Raw genomic sequence first — 18343 nt, forward strand, 5'->3', positions numbered from 1 at the left:
AATATAAAACTGAGAAAGGCGCATTAAAAGCAACTCATCAATGGTTTGTTAGTAACCAATAAGACAAGTCAGCTCATGCGCTATTTATATCTCCTGAAAAAGGCACCATTAATTATCAACACACCCGCATTTAGCTCTGGACATTAACAACTTACAAATTTTCTGTAAGGCTTGTCGATTTTTGAAAATCGAACAAGCACAGCGATGATTGGTGCTAATTGTCGTTTTTACCGTTAATTTTCTTGCTTTTGCTCAATCACTGGCATTTGGCTGTTGATCTCATTGCTTTGTCGCTCTACTGTCAGATCGATATCTTCTTCACTATTTAATGCTTGATTGTAACCGGCTGCATCCCAGCCACCACCCAACGTTTTATAAAGCCCGACAAATGATGTTTGTAAGCTTTCGGCCGCAGCCGAAAAATCTTGTTGTGATTTGGCTTGGTTACGCTGAGCATCTAGTACGTCGATATAGCTGATAACACCATTGCTATAACGTAAATTGGCGAGGCGTAAATATTCATCTGTTGCAGCGAGTAATTCGCGTTTTAAATAATATTCAGTACGGTTTTTATCAACATTTTCAATGGCTTCAGCCGACTCTCTAAAAGCTACAAAAATAACTTTACGATAATTAAGAATGGTTTCACGATATTCAGATTTTACTTTGTCAACATTAGCCGTTGTTGCCCCCCAATTAAATAAGGGCATAGAAATATCGGCACCTATTTCCCAATACTCGGCATTATCGAGTAGGTCATCTACTTCTAAACTTTTTGCACCAAAGTTACCCACTAAGCTTATATTGGGAAAATAGTCAGCCTTTGCTACGCCAATTGCGGCGGTTGCCGCATGAAGCTTACGTTCTTGCGAGATAACATCAGGTCGACGTTTTAATAACTCTGATGGTAACCCCATAGGTAGCGACTCTCGATCTAAGTTGTTTGGATTTCGATCTGGAATTTTTAGTTTTTTAGGTGATTGATCCAGTAATATAGACAATTGATACATGCTTGAACTGAGCGAGTTATGTAGTGCTGGCAATTTCAATTTTTCTTGCATTAACTCCACATTACTTTGACTCACATCTAGTCCTGAGATAATACCTTGCTTGTGTCTTAATTCAGTAATTCGTTTAGACTTTTCACGAGCGACAATATTATTATTAGTTAATTGTATCTGATTTTGAGCATCTTGAATTTTATAATACAGCTCGGCAACTTGCGCAATTAGCGATATTCTTGAACCGTAAAACTCTGCTTGGGTAGCCTGTAAATTGGCAATGTCGGCTTCATTGCTGCGGCGCAATTTACCCCATAAATCAAGCTCCCAAGATACATTAGCCGTCCATTTAAATTCATTGTCTATTTTCGGATCTGTTGTTAACGCTTTGCTGGTTCTCTCACGATCGGCGTCAAAGGTCATATCAAAATTTGGTAAAAAACGGCTGTCACTTTCTACTAAACCAATTTGCGAGCGATACACCCGCTCGCTGGCAATTTTTAAGTCAATGTTATTATCCAGAGCTTGTTGAATGTACTCTTGGAGTGCCGGGTCTTGATAAAATGATCGCCAGTCTAATGTGGCTACTGAAGCACCTGTTTGATTTGTTTCATCGTTGAATTGCCATGTAGGCAATTCTTCCGCTGCTACTTCAGGAGCTTTTTGATAATCAGGGCCAATAGCACACCCAGATAATAAAGTAATTGCCAGCACTAAGTAGTTTGGCTTTAACAATGGGTTACTCATACTTAAGCCTCCTTATCTGCAGAGCTGAACTTTTGTTTCATCTTTTCAGCGAAACTGACAAAAATAACAAAAAATAATGGTACTAAAACAATCCCAACAGTCGTTGCTGCAACCATGCCACCCAGTGTCCCCGTTGATATTGACTGCCTTGCTTGAGCACCAGGTCCCATTGACAGAACTAACGGTAATATACCTAATATGAACGATACAGATGTCATTATTATAGGGCGAAAGCGTTGCTCTGCTGCTTCAATTGCCGCTTGTTTAATGGTTCGACCATGCTCTTGATGCAGGCTTTTGGCAAATTCAACAATTAGAATAGAGTTTTTAGCGGAAAAACCTACCAAGGCTACTGCCGATATTTGAAAGAAAAGGTTATTTTCAATGCCAACCAGCCAGGCAATAATTGCCGCGCCAGCCAAAGCAATAGGCACTATTAATAATACAGGAATAGGGATCACCCAGCTTTCATACAATGCGGCAAGGAATAAATAGATAAATACCACAGCAAGTAACATTGCAGAGCCTGCTTGACCACTGGCACTTTTTTCTTGATATGACATACCTGTCCACTCATAAGCAAAACCATCAGGCAATTCTTCTTTGGCTAATCGCTCTATTGCGTCCATTGCCTGGCCTGAACTATAGCCTTGGGCCGGTGTACCGCCAATACTTGCACTGGTGAATAAGTTGTGACGACTGATATTACCTGCACCTGCTGCGTATTCAATTTTAGCCAACATGGATAAAGGTATTAATGCACCCGTTCCCGACTTGATATAAAAACGGGAAAGATCTTCAGGACGACGTCTAAACTCAGCTTCAGCTTGTACTTTTACTTTGTAAGTACGACCAAACATATTAAAGTCACTTGCTGATGTTGAACCGGTTAACTGCTTTAACAAAGTATTTAAATCAGCTAAATTGACGCCATAAGTTTTTACCATTTCACGATCAACAATGAGTTTTAGCATCGGTATATCACCACTTAGGGTGCTACTTATATTGCCTATTTCAGGTAAAAACTGTGCTTTTTGAATGAATGACTTTGCAATTTCAACTAAACCTTCAGAATTAGCGCCACTACGGTCTTGCAATTCAAATGAAAAACCACTGCGCTCGCCCATACCCGCAATGGCGGGAGGTTGAAATACCTTGTAGGTGAGCTCTGGATAGCCGGCAATTATTTCACCAACTTCGCTCATGGTTTTTTCCATGGTGTAGTCTGATCTGTCATCCCAGGGTTTCAACATTATTTGAAAGTAAGCGTTTTCTTCGCCAGAGCCATTACTAAGGTTTTCACCTGTTAAGGTAATGATTTGGTCAATTGCTGGGTGGGCAGTTAATTCTTTTTCAACTTTAAATGTTGTTTTTGCCGTGCGTGCTACCGACGTGCCGGGTTGTAATTGTATATCGGCATAGAACATGCCGGTATCTTCAAGTGGCATAAAACCGGAAGGCATTTGTTTGAAAATAACTATACCGACAGTAAATATTGCCACAAATAAAACTACCGAACGCGCTGTACGTTTTATTGCCGCAGCAACGTAACTGCTATATTTACTGGTAAGCGCATCAACTTTTTTATTAAACCAAGTGAATATTCGCGATGTTTTTTTCTCAGGTTTCATCAACAGTGCGCATAATGCTGGGCTTAGGGTGAGGGCAACAATGGTTGATATGAGAACGGCAACCGTTAGTGTAACCGCGAATTCTTTATAAAGTTCACCAGATATTCCCCCTAAGAACGCAACAGGTAAAAACACCGCTGCCAGAACTAGTGAAGTTGCGATCAGTGCGCCAGTTAATTCTTTCATCGCTATTGCTGTTGCTTGCGCGGCGTTTATGGCTTTTTCCTGCATGATCCGTTCGACGTTTTCGACTACTACAATCGCATCATCAACCACTAATCCAATCGCTAACACCATTGCTAATAAACTGATGGTATTAATTGAAAACCCAAAAGCGGCTAAAAAGGTGAAGGTACCAATAATTGATACTGGCGCCGCTAACATGGGGATTATAGTTGTGCGCCAATCTTGTAAAAATAAAAACACCACGGCAGATACTAATAATAATGCCTCGATTAAGGTGATAACCACTTCACTAATCGCAGCTTCAATAAACACGGAAGTATCGTAAGCAATTTCATAGCTGATCCCGCTAGGAAATTGGCCAGATAATTCAGCCATTGTGGTTCTAACTTGTTCAGCAACTTCCAGTGCATTTGCACCCGGTAATAACAGCAAAGCAGCAATGGCTGCACTTTGTCCATTATGTTGTGATATCAGTTTATAAGCACTGGCGCCAAGCTCTACTCTGGCTACATCTCGAAGTCTAATCAATGCGCCATTGTCGGTAGCTTGGATTATGATGTTACCAAAAGACTCCGCATCTTTTAATTTTCCTGAAGCGTTTATAGTAAGAGATAAATTAATATCTCCATCGGCTGGTTGGCTACCTAATGAGCCAGCTGCGGCATTGGCGTTTTGTTCTTTGATAGCGTCAACCACATCACTTGGGGTTAAACCATAAGACGCAAGATCATCTGGTCGTAACCAAACTCGCATTGAATAAGTACGAGCACCGACATTTCTTACCTTGGCAACACCAGGGATGCGTTTTAATGCCTGTTGAATTTGCAAGGTTACAAAATTACTTAAGTATAAATCGTCGAATCGTGCTTCACTTGAGCGTAAAATCAAGGTCATTAGTGGCACGGTTGAGGTTTTTTCAACGGTGACTCCATCAGTAATAACATCACCAGGTAAATCACCTTCCGCTTGTTTTACCTTATTTTGTACATCTATTGCAGCAAAGTCTGGGTTGGTACCTACATCAAAAGTGATTTTTATTTTAGAACTACCACCGTTATTGCTGCTGGAGGTCATATACAGCATATTTGGTACGCCGTTAATTTTTTGCTCTAACGGGATAGAAACTGATTCAGCGGTTATTGCGGCAGTAGCGCCACTGTAACTACCTGAAATAGTCACTTGTGGGGGAGATATGTTTGGGTACTGATCAATGGGCATTTTAAAAATAGAAACAATACCAACCAGTAAAATTATTATTGATAATACCGAAGCAAAAACAGGGCGTTTAATACAATATTGTGAAATCACTAAAATTCTCCCTTATTTTTCTTTGGCTTTAGCTGGCTTTTCAGCCGCTTTTTTCTGGGATTTGTTTTCAGATTCCTGGGCTTTTTTAGCCGCCTCTTTTATGTCTTTTGCCATAATGGCAATTACATGGCTACCATGTTGCACTTTGTGAGTCCCTTCTAACACTACTTTTTCACCATTACTTAAGCCGCTTTGTACTAGAAAGCTTCCGCCGACATTGCGACCTAAGACAACAAAGCGACGCTCTATGGTGTTTTGCGGTAATACCACATAAACAAAGGAGCCACTTTGTTCAAACTTTACCGCCTGCTCTGGCAGTAATAAACTATTGTCAAGTTCATCAAGCTGTATACGTGCTTTCGTATATTGTCCCGGTAGCAGTTCTCTGTCAGGGTTGATAATTTCAGCTCTGGCGGTAAATGTTGCAGTTTCTTGATTTGCTTTTGGCGCAGTGAATTTCATTTGTCCTAAGTGTGGGTATTCGCTGCCATCGGGTAATGTAATTGTTACTAAACCTTCAACTGAGGTACCCTCAATATCTGCTTTATATTTTTCATAGTAACTTTTTAACCGGCGTCTGGCTTGCAAGTAATCTAATGTTGTCATTTGAAATTCGATGAACAACGGATCTACTTTTTGTACATTGGTGAGTAATGAAATGCCTGAACCGCCAACTAATGCACCAATGTCGGCATTTGAAGCACTGACAACGCCTGATATGGGAGCACGAATTTGAGTATAGCTTAGCTCTAATTCCGATTGTTGCAAGGATGCTTCCGCTGATTTTAAACTGGCTTGCGCGCTGTCTAAATCGGCAAAAGCATTATCTAAGTCAAGCTGACTGGAAGCGTCTTGCTCATAAAGTGGCTTAATTCTTTTTACATCTCTATTGGCTTTTGCTAAAGCATTTTTCGCCTGAATATGACTGGCTTGAGCACTGGCCAGTGCGGCTTGGTACGGACCATCATCAATAGAGTAGAGCAGTTGATCTTTAATCACGAAACTGCCTTCTAAAAAATGTTGTTGTTCAAGGTAACCCTCTACTCGGGCTCGAACTTCAACATCAAGGGAAGCTTGGGTATTAGCAATATAGTGACCATACAAAGGAATATTTTTTTGGCTTAGCTGCGTAACGATCACTTCAACTTTTTCAGGAGCGATTACTTGTGGTTCATTACAAGCACTTAAAATAAATAAAGAAAGTATGCAGGGAAAAAGTTTTGCCGTGTTCATGAAAGTTGCTCCAGCTTATATTGTTTTTTTAATTTTAGTTAAATTATAGGTCGATTAAGTGCAAAATTGTAAGGCTTATTTTAAATAGTTTTGTAAGTTCATGTACAGCCTGTTATTCAAGCCGTTAAAAATGATTAATTATTGTTAAATCAGGGGTATACATAGTGTTATTTAATGAAATTGGTGTTGTTCATAAAATAGAAAGTTGTAGATAAATTAACCAATTCCTTTTATGGTAGTTCTGGTATAAAAAGATCACTCTGGAATAAAATACTAATAACAAGGAACCAAAATGAAGTTAATAAGCTATTTACCTCTCGTCCCTTTCGCTTTAGGGATTACCGCCTGTTCTGAACAAGCTCAAAATTCAACTGAAAGTCACACTACAGCTAAAGTAGAAGCTGCTGTTACCAGTAAAACTTACAGTGCAGAACAGTTTTTTCAAACTACAACTGTGTTTGGTTCATCTATAAATCATGATGGTAGCGCAGTGTTAGTTTCCAGCGATGCCACAGGTGTGTTTAATGCGTATCGATATCCAACAGATGGCTCTGCTCCAACACAATTAAGTATGTCAGATAAAGATACTATATATGGTGTTAGTTGGTTTCCAAGTGACGATCGTTTTTTATATAGCGCCGATCAAGGTGGTAATGAACTGAACCATTTATACGTACAAGAGCAGGACGGTACGGTAAAAGATCTAACACCGGGGGATAATTTAAAAGCATCATTTATGGGCTGGCTTGATGATGGCTCATTTTATGTTAAAACCAATGAGCGTGATGCAAAAGCTATGGATGTATACCATTACAATAGTAGCGACTATTCGCGTGAACTAGTTTTTACAAATGAGCAAATGCTAAGTGTTGATGATCATAGTAACAACGGCCAATATATTGCTTTGGTAAAAGCGGTTTCTGGCTCTGATTCTGATATGTATTTAGTCGATTTAACCAGTGATGATAAAACTCCGCAATTGTTAAGTGCCTCTGCTGGACCAATAGAGGAGGGGGTATATACCTTTACAACAGATTCAACGTCATTAATTTATGGCACCAATGAGTTTGGTGAATACAATCAGGCTTGGTCCTATAATATTGCGACTCAGCAGCGTAGTTTGTATTACAAAAGTGATTGGGATGTGAGCTTTGTCGATTTTTCAAAAGATGGCAAGTACGCCACTGTTGGTATTAATAATGATGCGCAAACGCAATTAACTATTAGTAACGTTGCAACGGGTGAAGCTGTTGTCTTGCCTAAACTCCCTGCGGGCGATTTACGTAGAGTTAATTTCTCCAGTGATTCATCAAAAATGGTTTTTTATATAAATTCAGATATTTCACCTTCTAATTTATTCACTTATACATTGGGCGGTAGCAGTGCCAAACAATTAACCAATACCTTAAATTCAGAGATGCAAGCCTCTGATCTTGTTGCCAGTGAAGTAGTTCGTTTTAAAAGTTTTGATGGTTTAGTGGTCCCAGGTTTACTTTATAAACCTAAAATGGCATCGGCTGACAATAAGGTTCCAGCCTTAGTATGGGTTCATGGCGGCCCTGGAGGTCAGTCTCGTAAGGGGTACCGAGCGGCTATTCAACATTTGGTCAATCAAGGTTACGCTATTTTTGCGGTTAATAATCGCGGTTCATCTGGTTATGGCAAAACCTTTTATCATTTAGATGATAAAAATCATGGTGAAAATGATCTGCAAGATATTGTTTATGGTAAAAAACATTTGCAGACTTTAGATTGGGTGGCAACTGATAAAATTGGCGTTATTGGCGGCAGTTATGGCGGTTATATGACTATGGCCGCTATGGCATTTACCGATGAATTTGAAGTTGGTATCAATATATTTGGTGTAACGAACTGGTTGCGGACGCTAGAAAGTATTCCGCCATGGTGGGAAGCATTTAAAATCGCACTTTATGATGAAATGGGTGACCCTGCTACAGATGAAGAACGCTTACGTCGTATTTCGCCATTGTTTCATGCGAAAAATATCACTAATCCTGTATTAGTTGTGCAAGGTGCCAATGACCCTCGGGTATTGCAAGTAGAAAGCGATGAGATGGTCGCAGGGATCCGAGCAAACAAGGTGCCGGTTGAATATGTGTTATTTGATGATGAAGGCCATGGTTTTCGGAAAAAGGTGAATCGCATAACAGCATCTAAAGCTTATATTGAATTTTTAAAGAAATATTTATAAAACAGCTTCCTATTAACGCCGTTCAGCACATACTGAACGGCGATAGCTTTGCCGATGGTATCAGTTCTATGAGCGAACAAGTTATGGCGCAGTTAACTGGTATTGGCGCAACATTGATATATACCGCGATAGTAACTTAAGCTTTACTCAAGCTCGTTGGTTTATTTACTGGTGGTTTACGAGTATCCAAAGAGCAAGGTTTAGATCAAGTAGAACACGACGATTCAGGGTATAGCTTGTAAACCTGCAACTTAATAGAATTGGTATATACTCATATTAATGCCTACGATGATTTGTTTGTTCATTGTAGGCTTTTTAATTTATGGAAGAGTCACCATTCTAGTAAGGGTTGATATTGAAGTATTTAATCATAGTACTGATGTTGTTTTCATTAACTGCAAACGCCTATATAACCGAACCAGTGTACGACGTAATAACCGATTTTAAATCAACAGACGATTATGATAAGGGCGCATTTATTGGCTTTTCAGAAGGCAATAATAATGAAAAAGCCTATACCATTGGCTTTAGTGTACGAGACGATAATTTTATAACTAAATTTAGCATAATGGTTATTGATGAGGAATTGAGTGAAAGCGCGGAATGGGATTTTACTTTCGACTATTACTTTATGCCAGACCGGTTTTTTACTCCGTATATTGGCGCCGGCGTTGGTGCTCGATACTTCCAAGATTGTTACCATTATCCTTCTGAGCACTCTTTAGAGTATGATTGCGATGAAAATAATAGCGTATTGTCTGTATTCCCAGAAGCTGGGGTTAGCCTCAAGCTTCATAACAATTTTACCCTAGCGGTTAATTATCGCTACCATTACCATGCATTTAGCTCTATTCAAGACTTTTCAGCTATTGGACTTAATGTACTTACCTATTTTTAGGTAGAAGCTATAAGCTTGTAACTTGAACTAGTCGCGTTAAGCTTTCTGAATATATTCAGACGCTTTCATTTTATGATAAGTCACATATTCGTAGGGTAACTCGATAGGATCAGGGTCGACGATTTCAATAGGTATTCTATTATTTATGCCTGAACGCAGGGCCATTTGGGTAATGTTTACACTGAAAGATGTGCCAATGAACACCATTTTATCTGCAGCCATCATCCGCTCTTGCGCTTCGGTTATTCGATATAAGTCGGTGTAGTATTCATCAAAAAGCAATACATAAGGCTTAAACGATTGATTTAATTTCGGTCGTTTAGTTTGTTGGTCAATATTGAATATTGCCAATAATGACGACACTAAATCACTCTCATCTACATCTTCCCAAGGGGTAGCTATGTAAGCTACATCATCACCTTGCTGATGATAATGTGTCATTTGATCTAAGCGGCCATGTATAGCAATGTAATCTTTATTTCCAGCTTTACCATCTAAGCCATCAATATTTTGGGTAATAAGGTTCTTATCGCTTAACCAATGATGAACCTCATTAGGACCATGGTTTCGGTAGGTAGCAAAACGATGGTAATACCAAGATAAAAACTCAACAGGGTTGTTTTCATACATAGCGCGTGTGGCCATTTCCATCGGTGTATAGTTTTTACTGCCGATAGTCCAAAAACCATCTTCGCCACGAAACGTGGGGATGCCGCTCTCTGAAGACACGCCTGCACCGGTTATATATAAAGTGTTAGTCATAATTTATCTTCTAAATGTGTTAATGCCGTATCTTTCTCTCTACTAACACTTGCACCGGTTATGTATAAGGTATTTGTCATAATTTACTTGTTCATTAATTTTAAGCTGATTTTACTATAACCACACAACAAACGTGTGTAAAATAGCGCGCAAAATCTGATGAAATAGCAAGAATACACACATGTTTGAATTAAAATACCACACTCCAGTTGAATGGGCTCATGTTGCCGTTGCAGACTTTGATACCTTTTTACAAGATCATGCCGCTGCTGAGAAAAAAGCGTCTGGTATGGCGATGTCGATGTTATCTCATTACCAAGACAAAAAAAGCCTAGTAAAAGCGATGATAGATTTAGCTTTAGAAGAGTTAATTCATTTCAAACAAGTGTTGAAGCTAATGACTCGTCGTGGTGTTATCTTAGCCAATGATGAAAAAGACCCTTACATTAATGCTATTCGCAAAATGTTTCGACATAGCCGCCCTGAAAAATTTCTTGATAGAATGCTGGTTGCTGGCGTCATTGAAGCACGTGGCCATGAGCGCTTTTCACTGATTGCGCAAGTGTTACCGGAAGGCAAAGATAAAAAGTTTTATGATGATATTGCCAAATCAGAAGAAAAGCACAAAAACTTGTTTGTTGAGTTAGCGCTTGAGTATTTTCCTGAAGATGTAGTGTATCCACGTTTAGAAGAAATACTGATTGAAGAAGCACGTATTTGTTCAGCATTACCGTTCAGAGCCGCGTTGCACTAATAACTCAGTAACCAATACGTTTCACTTCGAATACGGTACTGCGTACCTTCGAATACATTTCACTCCGAATATGCTCTGCTTCGTTTACCTCTTCGTGATCTGGAGTGAAACGTATTCGTATCTAGTTCAGTCATTATTTATCATAATTGGTCCTAGCATTGTCACTTTATAAAAAGAGGATTGGCATAAGCTGTATTTAATTACTTAACTTTAGGGATACACTTATGCAGTTAGAAAAAATGTTGGTTGAGCTAAGAAAAATTAAAGGTACCAATTTTACTGAGTCACTAGTCAGTTTATGTGATTATTCAAATGAGCAGGTATGTCGACAAGCACTAGCAGGAAACAAGGAATTTATAGTTGAATTATTACGCAGGGGTGAAATAGCCGAGATAGAAGGTGATTACCTCATAGCTAGTGAGTTATATAAAACTTTTACAAAAGGAATGATTTAAAAAACAATTTTTTTTATTTTAATGGTTATACTCAAGACATAACAAAATAACGTATACCTTGGGATAATTAATGCGCAACAATTTAAAACTGATTTCTCTTTCTTTTTTAGCCTCATCATTATTGTTAAGTGCTTGTTCAGAGCCTGATAAAACTAAAGTTATCGATGAAAAGTTCGTTATCGAGGCAATGAAAAATCCAATTGATGTAGAAATACATTCTTTAGATGAGCTGATGGCTTTGTTTAAAAAGCATCAATACGACAGCGAAAGTTGGGCTAAAGGGAGCAGAGAAGTACCGCGCTTAAGCTTTGAAAAAGTTAGTGAAGAGTGGAAGCATACCTCAAACGACATTCCTGTACAGCTCAAAAAAGAAGTATTCTTTCGGTTAATGGCGCCATTGGTGCTTATTTCAAATGAGCGGATATTGCTTGAACGCCAAGAAATTAAAAGCGCTAGTCTTGATAACCAAACATTGAAGGCATTGGCAGTAAAATACTCAGTATTAGACAATGAACAACAGACTATGACCGAAGAGTTACGCAGCGAGTTATTAGTTAAAGTTGATATTATGCCGCCGTCATTAGCGCTTGCTCAAGCCGCAGAAGAAAGCGGTTGGGGAACATCTCGATTTGCTGAAGAAGGCAATGCATTTTTCGGGCAGTGGGACTTCTCCGGCAAAGGCATGGCACCGAAGCAGCAACGTAAAGAGTTGGGCGATTATGGTTTAGCTAGATTTGATAGCCCATTAGGATCGGTAGAAGGCTATATGTTTAATATAAACACCACTACGGCTTACGCTAAACTGCGAACCTTAAGAGCACAGCTTAGAGAGAGTGGTGATGCGATAACCGGCATGGAACTGGCGGGTACTTTAGATAAATACTCGGAGCGCGGCCAAGCTTATATTGATAGTATTCGTGAGATGATCTCTTACAACAAACTGCAAGATGTAGATGAAGCTTATTTATCTAAAGATAAATTAATCCATTTGACCGGCAATTAATTTTGCTGATAGATGAACATTTTAGGATGATATCGATACTTTTTTGATATTTTAATTTAAACAAAAAACACTAAAATAAGGCCTATTAAACATACATTAATAGGTCTTTTTTTATGAACACTAAAGAATTACAATATTCTACTCCTGGCATTCCAGCAAGTGATGGTGCTGGCGTTAACATGACTCGTATTATTGGTTCGCCCGAGCTAAACATGCTTGATCCATTTCTTTTACTTGATGCGTTCGGTAGTGATAAGCCTAACGACTACCTTGCTGGCTTTCCTGAACATCCCCATCGTGGTTTTGAAACCGTAACTTATATGCTTGCGGGCAAAATGCGTCATAAAGACAATGCCGGCAATGAAGGCGTTATCGAACAACATGGCGTGCAATGGATGACTGCTGGCAAAGGGATTTTACATTCTGAAATGCCAGAGCAAGAAGAAGGGCTGTTAGCTGGTTTTCAACTTTGGGTAAATTTACCTAAATCTAATAAAATGTCAGAACCGAAATATCAAGAGTTCAAAGCGGCAGATATCCCGGTTGAACGTCATGATAATGGCAGTTTTATTCGAGTCATTGCAGGTAAAACTGAGTTAGGTACTCAAGGTGTTATTAACAATGAGTTCGTTAATCCAACTTATCTAGATGTCACCTTAAAACAAGGTGAAACATTTAATCAAACGGTATCTGGTTTAGATAACAGCATGATATATATGATCACCGGAAATGCTGAAATAGGCAGTAACTTAGCACCATTAACTGAAAAGCAATTAGGTATTTTAACCTCGGGTTCGCAAGTAACTATCAAAACTAAGGCACAGGATATTCGCTTTTTGTTTATATCAGCAAAACCTTTAAACGAACCAGTAGCTCGTGGAGGTCCGTTTGTAATGAATACTCAAGCAGAAATTGTACAAGCGTTTGATGATTATAAGGCGAATAAATTTTAACTATTATCTAGCCATGTAGGATTGCACTATTTAATTAAGTGACCCATAAGGTAACTAAATCGATATGTAGCTGTTAACTGTTCGTTAATTGAGCGGTTTTGTGGCTTTTAGCACCATATTTTTGATTGTATTGATTACGCACTTTAACACTTTATTACATATTATAGCTTTGTCTGTTAACACTGTAAGGTGCTAACTGATCCATTTAATCTAAGTTATTTTAGAGCTTATGGTTTCTTATAGCAATTTGAAATGGAAGGTGTGATATGAAAATAATTATTAGCACAATTTTAGCTTTAGCTTGTATGCTAGGTGCAGTATTTCAAGAAAATGCTGATATTTATCGACCTGGGTTTAACGTTCTCGCTGACATTTATAGACCTGGCGTAACCTTACTGGCCGACCTTTATCGTCCTAGCATTGAATCATCTATTGTCGTTTAAGTCCTATTTAACCATTACATTGGAGTAGCTGAGTTTAGGGTTTTATCCTGGGGGATTACCTAAAGCTCAGCTAAAGAATACCTAATCAGGTGCTTTTTTTGTTCCCCTCTTTGTTATTTTTACCTACAAACAACCATTAAATCGCCGCTTTTTCTCGTAAAGTGTTAATGTTTTTTACAAATTTGTATTTAATTGTTATTACTAAATTGCTAAAGTTTGTATTAATAACAATAAATTATCCTTAGTTCTTATTATTAATACTTAATAATCAGCGATGGATGCGCACTGAGTAGTAAAACATGAATGGTTTAAAACGCATTTCTTTAAGAACGTCACTCCTTTGTTTACCTATGTTGCCATTTTTATCTGTGCAAGCAGAAGATAATGTTGAGCAATTAGTAAAACAAGAAGAAACAGCCCCACAAACGGTTGAGCAAGCAGCACAAGACCCTAAAACTCTGGCTTGTTTGATTGACAAGTTAAACAAGGCTGGTGGTCAAGAGCTTGTTTCAAAACTTCGCAAAGAATGTGAAGTTGAAATTAACGGCCCTAAAGATAATTCGACAAAGGGGGCTATTTCAAAACGATTCATAAGTGAGAGTGAAACCAAGTTTGACCCTTATGTGATCACCCCGCATAAAATGAATTATATCCTGCCAGTATCAATCTCAGACAGTATGAACCGTAAAACTTATGCGGCACAAGCACCAGATTCTGGTTGGGCCGAAAATATTGAAGATTATGAAGCTAAATATCAATTAAGTATTAAAGTACCGTTAAATTATGGCGATCTTTTTAGAGAAGGAGATTCATTATATTTTGGTATAACAATCCAATCATGGTGGCAGTTATATTCTGAAGGAATATCGAAGCCATTTCGTGAAACCAATTACCAACCAGAAGTGTTTTATTTGACTGGTTTAGACTGGAAACCGTTTGATGGAAATACTGGCTTTATGGTAGGTCTTGAACATCAGTCCAATGGTCGTTCAACGTCTATTTCTCGCAGTTGGAACCGCGTATATTTAGATCTATTATGGGAGAAAGGCAATTTTGCTCTGTCATTCAAGCCTTGGTATCGTTTGCCTGAAGACGACAAAGAAGTTATGGAAGATGGCAGTTTAGATCCAGACGGTGATGATAACCCTGATATTAATGAATATATGGGGTATTTCAGCTTAGGCGCTGTTTATAAGTATAACAATTTAGAGTTCAGCCTTGGTGTTCGTGAAAACTTTGCGACACATAAAGGTGGTGCTGAAGTTGGTATGACGTTCCCGTTGTGGGGTAAGTTAAGAGGCTATGTACAAGGGTTTACTGGTTATGGCGAGTCGTTAATAGATTACAACCATAAGCAAAACCGAATTGGTGTGGGAATCGCGCTTACAAACATTCTTTAACTCAGGCACGAATCTCGAATACGTTACACTCCGAATTACGAAGTAGTTATCGAAGTGAAACGTATTCGAAGCAGAGCGCATTCGAAGTAGCAAGCTACGTATTCGTACCTAAAGAAAATTTATCGCGTCATCTTCTTAACAAATACCACCACGAACAATGCAATTGTAAAACTTCCGGTAAATGCTTCTGTTGCGGCAATAAGCCGAGATACTCCAATAGGGGTTATGTCTCCATATCCGAGCGTAGTGAAAGTTACCACTGAATAATACACGCATGAGAAAAAGTGGTTCAGGTTTGTAGTAAAAGGCAAGCTGGTATCGAAGTAATATTGTTGGCCTTCAAAGTTAATACCAGTGAAGAAGTATAATATTGCGCAAAACAAAATCAGTGCGATAGAGAAGTTAACTACTTTCAGCGGCTCTTCACCATAACCACAAAATAAGTCGACCATTTTAGATATTAAACGGGCAAAAGAGGGCTTCTTCATTTGATAGCGGCGCATGGTCAACTCTTTTTGAATAAATCGGCCAGAGAGCTTAAACATACCTGCGCGTTCAGCATGTTTACGCAAGTCTCGGTATATTTCTTCAGATTGTTCAAATAAGTCTAAAGCGAGCACTAAGTCATAGGCACCTTGCGCTTTTCTGGCTTGAATTTCCTGGGTTAACTCATCACCAATTTCAATATTTTTAATTTTAGTACTTTGCCACTTTATCCCTAGCAAATTGCAATGTTTTAGGTTGGCATTATGCAAATTTGCCTCGGTTAAGTCTGCTTTCATTAGGCTGGCGTATTCAAGATTGGTATTAAACATATGGGCATTGGATAAATCTGCGCGATAAAAATCGGCATGGCTCAAATCAAAACCCTGTTTATGATGATGGTTGACTAAGTCGATACCAGATAAGTTTGCGTGTTTTAAGCTAATACCACGCAGCATTCCACCATTGCGAGCATATTCTTGCAGTTTTTCTTTGTCGGTAGGGTGGTCCTTGATAATTTTAGAATCATGCCAATAGCACCAACCTGAATCATTAGACTCTTGGTCGCAAGTAAAACCTTGTTCGTCAGAATAACGACAAAGGTGTGAGTGTGCTGAATCGGTCATTTGTTATTATTAAAAGTCTTATTTAGTTAGACTTTTATTGTAGGAGGGAAAGTAAGAGTTTGCGAATTTGTAGTTGGAGCTAATAAAATGAGCGCGTTTATTAGCGCTCGTTATAACCAGCAGGAGGTCCCGGATATCGCTACGCTCTTCCGGAATGACGTCATATTTTTTCGAAATTACGTTCGTATACACGATGCAAATTAACTTACACCACGTCATCCCGACGCAGGTCGGGACCTCCTACAGTCACAGTGAGCCTCGATTATACTCGCTCAATCAACGCAGCAATACCTTGACCACCACCAATACACATAGTGATCACAGCATATTTACCTTGAATACGTTCCAGCTCATGAATTGCTTTAACTGTTATTAACGCACCTGTTGCGCCAATAGGGTGACCAAGTGAAATACCAGATCCGTTAGGGTTAACTTTATCCATATCTAGTTCTAAATCACGACAAACTGCTAGTGCTTGCGCAGCAAACGCTTCGTTAATTTCCCAAACGTCGATATCGTTTTTGTTAATACCAGTTTTCTCTAACAGTTTGTTTACCGCAGGAACTGGACCAATACCCATTACTTCGGGTGCAACACCGGCAAACGCATAACCAACCAGCTTAGCAAGTGGTTTTAAACCATTTGCTGCAGCAAACTCACTATCAGCCATAACAAGCGCAGCAGCAGCATCGTTAATACCTGAAGCGTTACCCGCTGTTACTGTCCCGTCTTTTTTAAATACCGGGCGAAGTTTGGCCATATCTGCTGATGTACAATCATAACGAACATGCTCATCGGTGGTATACGATACAACACCTTTACGTGATTTAAGTTCAACCGGAACAATTTGAGAGTCAAAACGATTTTCTTCAATAGCTTTTTGCGCACGACGATGAGATTCAGCAGCGGCTTCATCTTGATCTTCACGGCTAACATTCCATTGCTCGGCAACGTTCTCAGCAGTAATGCCCATATGTGTATCACCAATTGGACAAGTTAAAGCACCAACCATAGGATCTACTAATTGTGCGTCGCCCATTTTGCTACCAAAACGAGTAGATGGTGACCAGTAAGGAACACGAGACATAGACTCGGCGCCACCGGCAACTGCTACATCACAATCGTCTAATAAAACTAATTGCGCAGCTGAAATTACTGCTTGTAAACCTGAACCGCACAAACGGTTAACCGTTAATGCAGGAGTAGACTCTGGTAAACCACCTTTAAGCGCTGCAACGCGGCTCATGTACATGTCGCGACGATCTGAATGAGTAACATTACCAATAACACAATGCCCCACGTCATCGCTGTTAACACCAGAACGTTTAACTGCCTCGCTAACCATTTGGCCTGCAAGATCTGTTGGTGCAATATTTTTTAACGAACCACCAAAGTCAGCAATAGCACTACGCACACCACTTAAAAAAACTACTTCACGTTTACTCATTTTCTTTCCTATTAATTTTTATTTCGCTTATGCCATCATGATAGACGCTATTTAAGTATAACTTCGTATCATTTTAGGCAAAAATCCCTGCTAGAGCAGGGATAATGAATACTTTTAAAACAAACAATTATTTAAAATTGCATTTCAGGCACATGATCTGGGATCACTAATTCACCTTCAGTTAATTTAACTATTTCTTCAACACTAACACCTGGCGCACGCTCAAGTAGGTGGAACTTACTGTCTTTAATTTCAATAAAAGCTAAGTCGGTTAATACTTTTTTAATACAGCCTCTACCGGTAAGTGGCAAAGTACAGTTAGACAGTAACTTTGAAACACCATGCTTAGATGCGTGAGTCATGGTCACTATAATGTTATCTGCACCAGCAACTAAATCCATTGCGCCGCCCATGCCTTTAATAAGCTTGCCAGGGATCATGTAAGAGGCAATGTTACCATTTACATCAACTTCAAAAGCGCCAAGTACGGTTAAGTCAACATGGCCACCGCGGATCATCGCAAATGATTCTGCGCTATCAAATAATGATGCGCCTGTAGCCATAGTCACGGTTTGTTTACCTGCATTAATTAAATCAGCATCTATTTCATCTTCGGTAGGGAAAGGACCCATACCCAATAAACCATTTTCTGATTGCAGCATTACTTCCATATTGTCAGGAACGTAGTTTGCAACCAAAGTAGGGATACCTATACCAAGGTTCACGTAGTAACCATCTTGTAATTCTTGTGCAACACGTTGTGCTAATTGTTCACGAGATAAAGCCATTTTTAATTCTCCA

The 18343-nt window shown here is 39.1% G+C and carries 15 protein-coding genes; 8 read left to right on the forward strand and 7 right to left on the reverse strand.

Annotated features, from left to right (window positions below; translation table 11 throughout):
* Window positions 1–233: 233 nt before the first annotated feature.
* Genes RGQ13_RS06035 through RGQ13_RS06045 form a run of 3 tightly spaced genes read right to left on the reverse strand, consistent with a single transcriptional unit; the run spans window position 234 to window position 6106 of the window.
* Window positions 234–1748 carry an efflux transporter outer membrane subunit gene (locus RGQ13_RS06035; protein WP_348392659.1) on the reverse strand — a complete coding sequence of 505 codons (1515 nt, stop codon included), beginning with the start codon at window positions 1746–1748 and terminating at the stop codon, window positions 234–236.
* Window positions 1749–1750: 2 nt separating this feature from the next.
* On the reverse strand, window positions 1751–4873 hold the full coding sequence (locus RGQ13_RS06040; RefSeq protein WP_348392660.1) for an efflux RND transporter permease subunit: 3123 nt from the start codon (window positions 4871–4873) through the stop codon (window positions 1751–1753).
* Window positions 4874–4885: 12 nt separating this feature from the next.
* Window positions 4886–6106: an efflux RND transporter periplasmic adaptor subunit gene (locus RGQ13_RS06045; protein WP_348392661.1), complete on the reverse strand. Its 1221-nt coding sequence runs from the start codon at window positions 6104–6106 to the stop codon at window positions 4886–4888.
* Window positions 6107–6398: 292 nt separating this feature from the next.
* On the opposite strand from RGQ13_RS06045, the gene RGQ13_RS06050 reads away from it, so the two are divergent.
* Window positions 6399–8318, forward strand: coding sequence for a S9 family peptidase (locus RGQ13_RS06050; RefSeq protein WP_348392662.1), 1920 nt, complete (start codon window positions 6399–6401; stop codon window positions 8316–8318).
* Window positions 8319–8673: 355 nt separating this feature from the next.
* A complete protein-coding gene (locus tag RGQ13_RS06055) occupies window positions 8674–9216 on the forward strand; it encodes a hypothetical protein (RefSeq protein WP_348392663.1) in 543 nt (180 codons plus the stop codon).
* Between the two features lie 36 nt (window positions 9217–9252).
* Here RGQ13_RS06055 and RGQ13_RS06060 read toward each other — a convergent pair whose 3' ends face one another.
* A complete protein-coding gene (locus tag RGQ13_RS06060; RefSeq protein ID WP_348392664.1) occupies window positions 9253–9978 on the reverse strand; it encodes an SIR2 family NAD-dependent protein deacylase in 726 nt (241 codons plus the stop codon).
* Window positions 9979–10159: 181 nt separating this feature from the next.
* Here RGQ13_RS06060 and miaE point away from each other — a divergent pair, with 181 nt between their 5' ends.
* The 6 genes from miaE to RGQ13_RS06090 all read left to right on the forward strand — a co-directional run bounded on the left by miaE (window position 10160) and on the right by RGQ13_RS06090 (window position 14986).
* Window positions 10160–10732 (forward strand): tRNA-(ms[2]io[6]A)-hydroxylase, encoded by a 573-nt coding sequence (gene miaE, locus RGQ13_RS06065; protein WP_348392665.1) that lies wholly within the window; start codon window positions 10160–10162, stop codon window positions 10730–10732.
* A gap of 224 nt (window positions 10733–10956) precedes the next feature.
* Window positions 10957–11187, forward strand: coding sequence for a hypothetical protein (locus tag RGQ13_RS06070; protein WP_348392666.1), 231 nt, complete (start codon window positions 10957–10959; stop codon window positions 11185–11187).
* 70 nt (window positions 11188–11257) lie between these two features.
* A complete protein-coding gene (locus tag RGQ13_RS06075) occupies window positions 11258–12190 on the forward strand; it encodes a glucosaminidase domain-containing protein (protein ID WP_348392667.1) in 933 nt (310 codons plus the stop codon).
* Between the two features lie 113 nt (window positions 12191–12303).
* On the forward strand, window positions 12304–13143 hold the full coding sequence (locus RGQ13_RS06080; RefSeq protein ID WP_348392668.1) for a pirin family protein: 840 nt from the start codon (window positions 12304–12306) through the stop codon (window positions 13141–13143).
* Window positions 13144–13409: 266 nt separating this feature from the next.
* Complete coding sequence (locus RGQ13_RS06085) at window positions 13410–13586, forward strand: hypothetical protein (protein ID WP_348392669.1); 177 nt, start codon at window positions 13410–13412, stop codon at window positions 13584–13586.
* Between the two features lie 299 nt (window positions 13587–13885).
* Window positions 13886–14986 carry a phospholipase A gene (locus tag RGQ13_RS06090; RefSeq protein WP_348392670.1) on the forward strand — a complete coding sequence of 367 codons (1101 nt, stop codon included), beginning with the start codon at window positions 13886–13888 and terminating at the stop codon, window positions 14984–14986.
* A 119-nt stretch (window positions 14987–15105) separates the two neighbouring features.
* On the opposite strand, the gene RGQ13_RS06095 is transcribed toward RGQ13_RS06090, so the two are convergent.
* The 3 genes from RGQ13_RS06095 to RGQ13_RS06105 form a co-directional block, all read right to left on the reverse strand.
* Window positions 15106–16095 carry a pentapeptide repeat-containing protein gene (locus RGQ13_RS06095; protein ID WP_348392671.1) on the reverse strand — a complete coding sequence of 330 codons (990 nt, stop codon included), beginning with the start codon at window positions 16093–16095 and terminating at the stop codon, window positions 15106–15108.
* A gap of 262 nt (window positions 16096–16357) precedes the next feature.
* Complete coding sequence (locus RGQ13_RS06100; protein ID WP_348392672.1) at window positions 16358–17542, reverse strand: acetyl-CoA C-acyltransferase family protein; 1185 nt, start codon at window positions 17540–17542, stop codon at window positions 16358–16360.
* Between the two features lie 131 nt (window positions 17543–17673).
* Window positions 17674–18330, reverse strand: a complete 657-nt coding sequence (locus tag RGQ13_RS06105; RefSeq protein WP_348392673.1) for a 3-oxoacid CoA-transferase subunit B — start codon at window positions 18328–18330, stop codon at window positions 17674–17676.
* Window positions 18331–18343: the final 13 nt, after the last annotated feature.

This window comes from Thalassotalea psychrophila (assembly GCF_031583595.1).
In the GTDB taxonomy this organism is placed as follows: Bacteria; Pseudomonadota; Gammaproteobacteria; order Enterobacterales; family Alteromonadaceae; genus Thalassotalea_A; species Thalassotalea_A psychrophila.

What these genes read in the sequence shown, in the direction of transcription:
- RGQ13_RS06035 (WP_348392659.1), bottom strand. Translation starts at nt 1,748, where the DNA reads ATGAGTAACCCATTGTTAAAGCCAAACTACTTAGTGCTGGCAATTACT.
- RGQ13_RS06045 (WP_348392661.1), bottom strand. Translation starts at nt 6,106, where the DNA reads ATGAACACGGCAAAACTTTTTCCCTGCATACTTTCTTTATTTATTTTA.
- RGQ13_RS06050 (WP_348392662.1), top strand. Translation starts at nt 6,399, where the DNA reads ATGAAGTTAATAAGCTATTTACCTCTCGTCCCTTTCGCTTTAGGGATT.
- RGQ13_RS06060 (WP_348392664.1), bottom strand. Translation starts at nt 9,978, where the DNA reads ATGACTAACACTTTATATATAACCGGTGCAGGCGTGTCTTCAGAGAGC.
- miaE (WP_348392665.1), top strand. Translation starts at nt 10,160, where the DNA reads ATGTTTGAATTAAAATACCACACTCCAGTTGAATGGGCTCATGTTGCC.
- RGQ13_RS06070 (WP_348392666.1), top strand. Translation starts at nt 10,957, where the DNA reads ATGCAGTTAGAAAAAATGTTGGTTGAGCTAAGAAAAATTAAAGGTACC.
- RGQ13_RS06075 (WP_348392667.1), top strand. Translation starts at nt 11,258, where the DNA reads ATGCGCAACAATTTAAAACTGATTTCTCTTTCTTTTTTAGCCTCATCA.
- RGQ13_RS06080 (WP_348392668.1), top strand. Translation starts at nt 12,304, where the DNA reads ATGAACACTAAAGAATTACAATATTCTACTCCTGGCATTCCAGCAAGT.
- RGQ13_RS06085 (WP_348392669.1), top strand. Translation starts at nt 13,410, where the DNA reads ATGAAAATAATTATTAGCACAATTTTAGCTTTAGCTTGTATGCTAGGT.
- RGQ13_RS06090 (WP_348392670.1), top strand. Translation starts at nt 13,886, where the DNA reads ATGAATGGTTTAAAACGCATTTCTTTAAGAACGTCACTCCTTTGTTTA.
- RGQ13_RS06095 (WP_348392671.1), bottom strand. Translation starts at nt 16,095, where the DNA reads ATGACCGATTCAGCACACTCACACCTTTGTCGTTATTCTGACGAACAA.
- RGQ13_RS06100 (WP_348392672.1), bottom strand. Translation starts at nt 17,542, where the DNA reads ATGAGTAAACGTGAAGTAGTTTTTTTAAGTGGTGTGCGTAGTGCTATT.
- RGQ13_RS06105 (WP_348392673.1), bottom strand. Translation starts at nt 18,330, where the DNA reads ATGGCTTTATCTCGTGAACAATTAGCACAACGTGTTGCACAAGAATTA.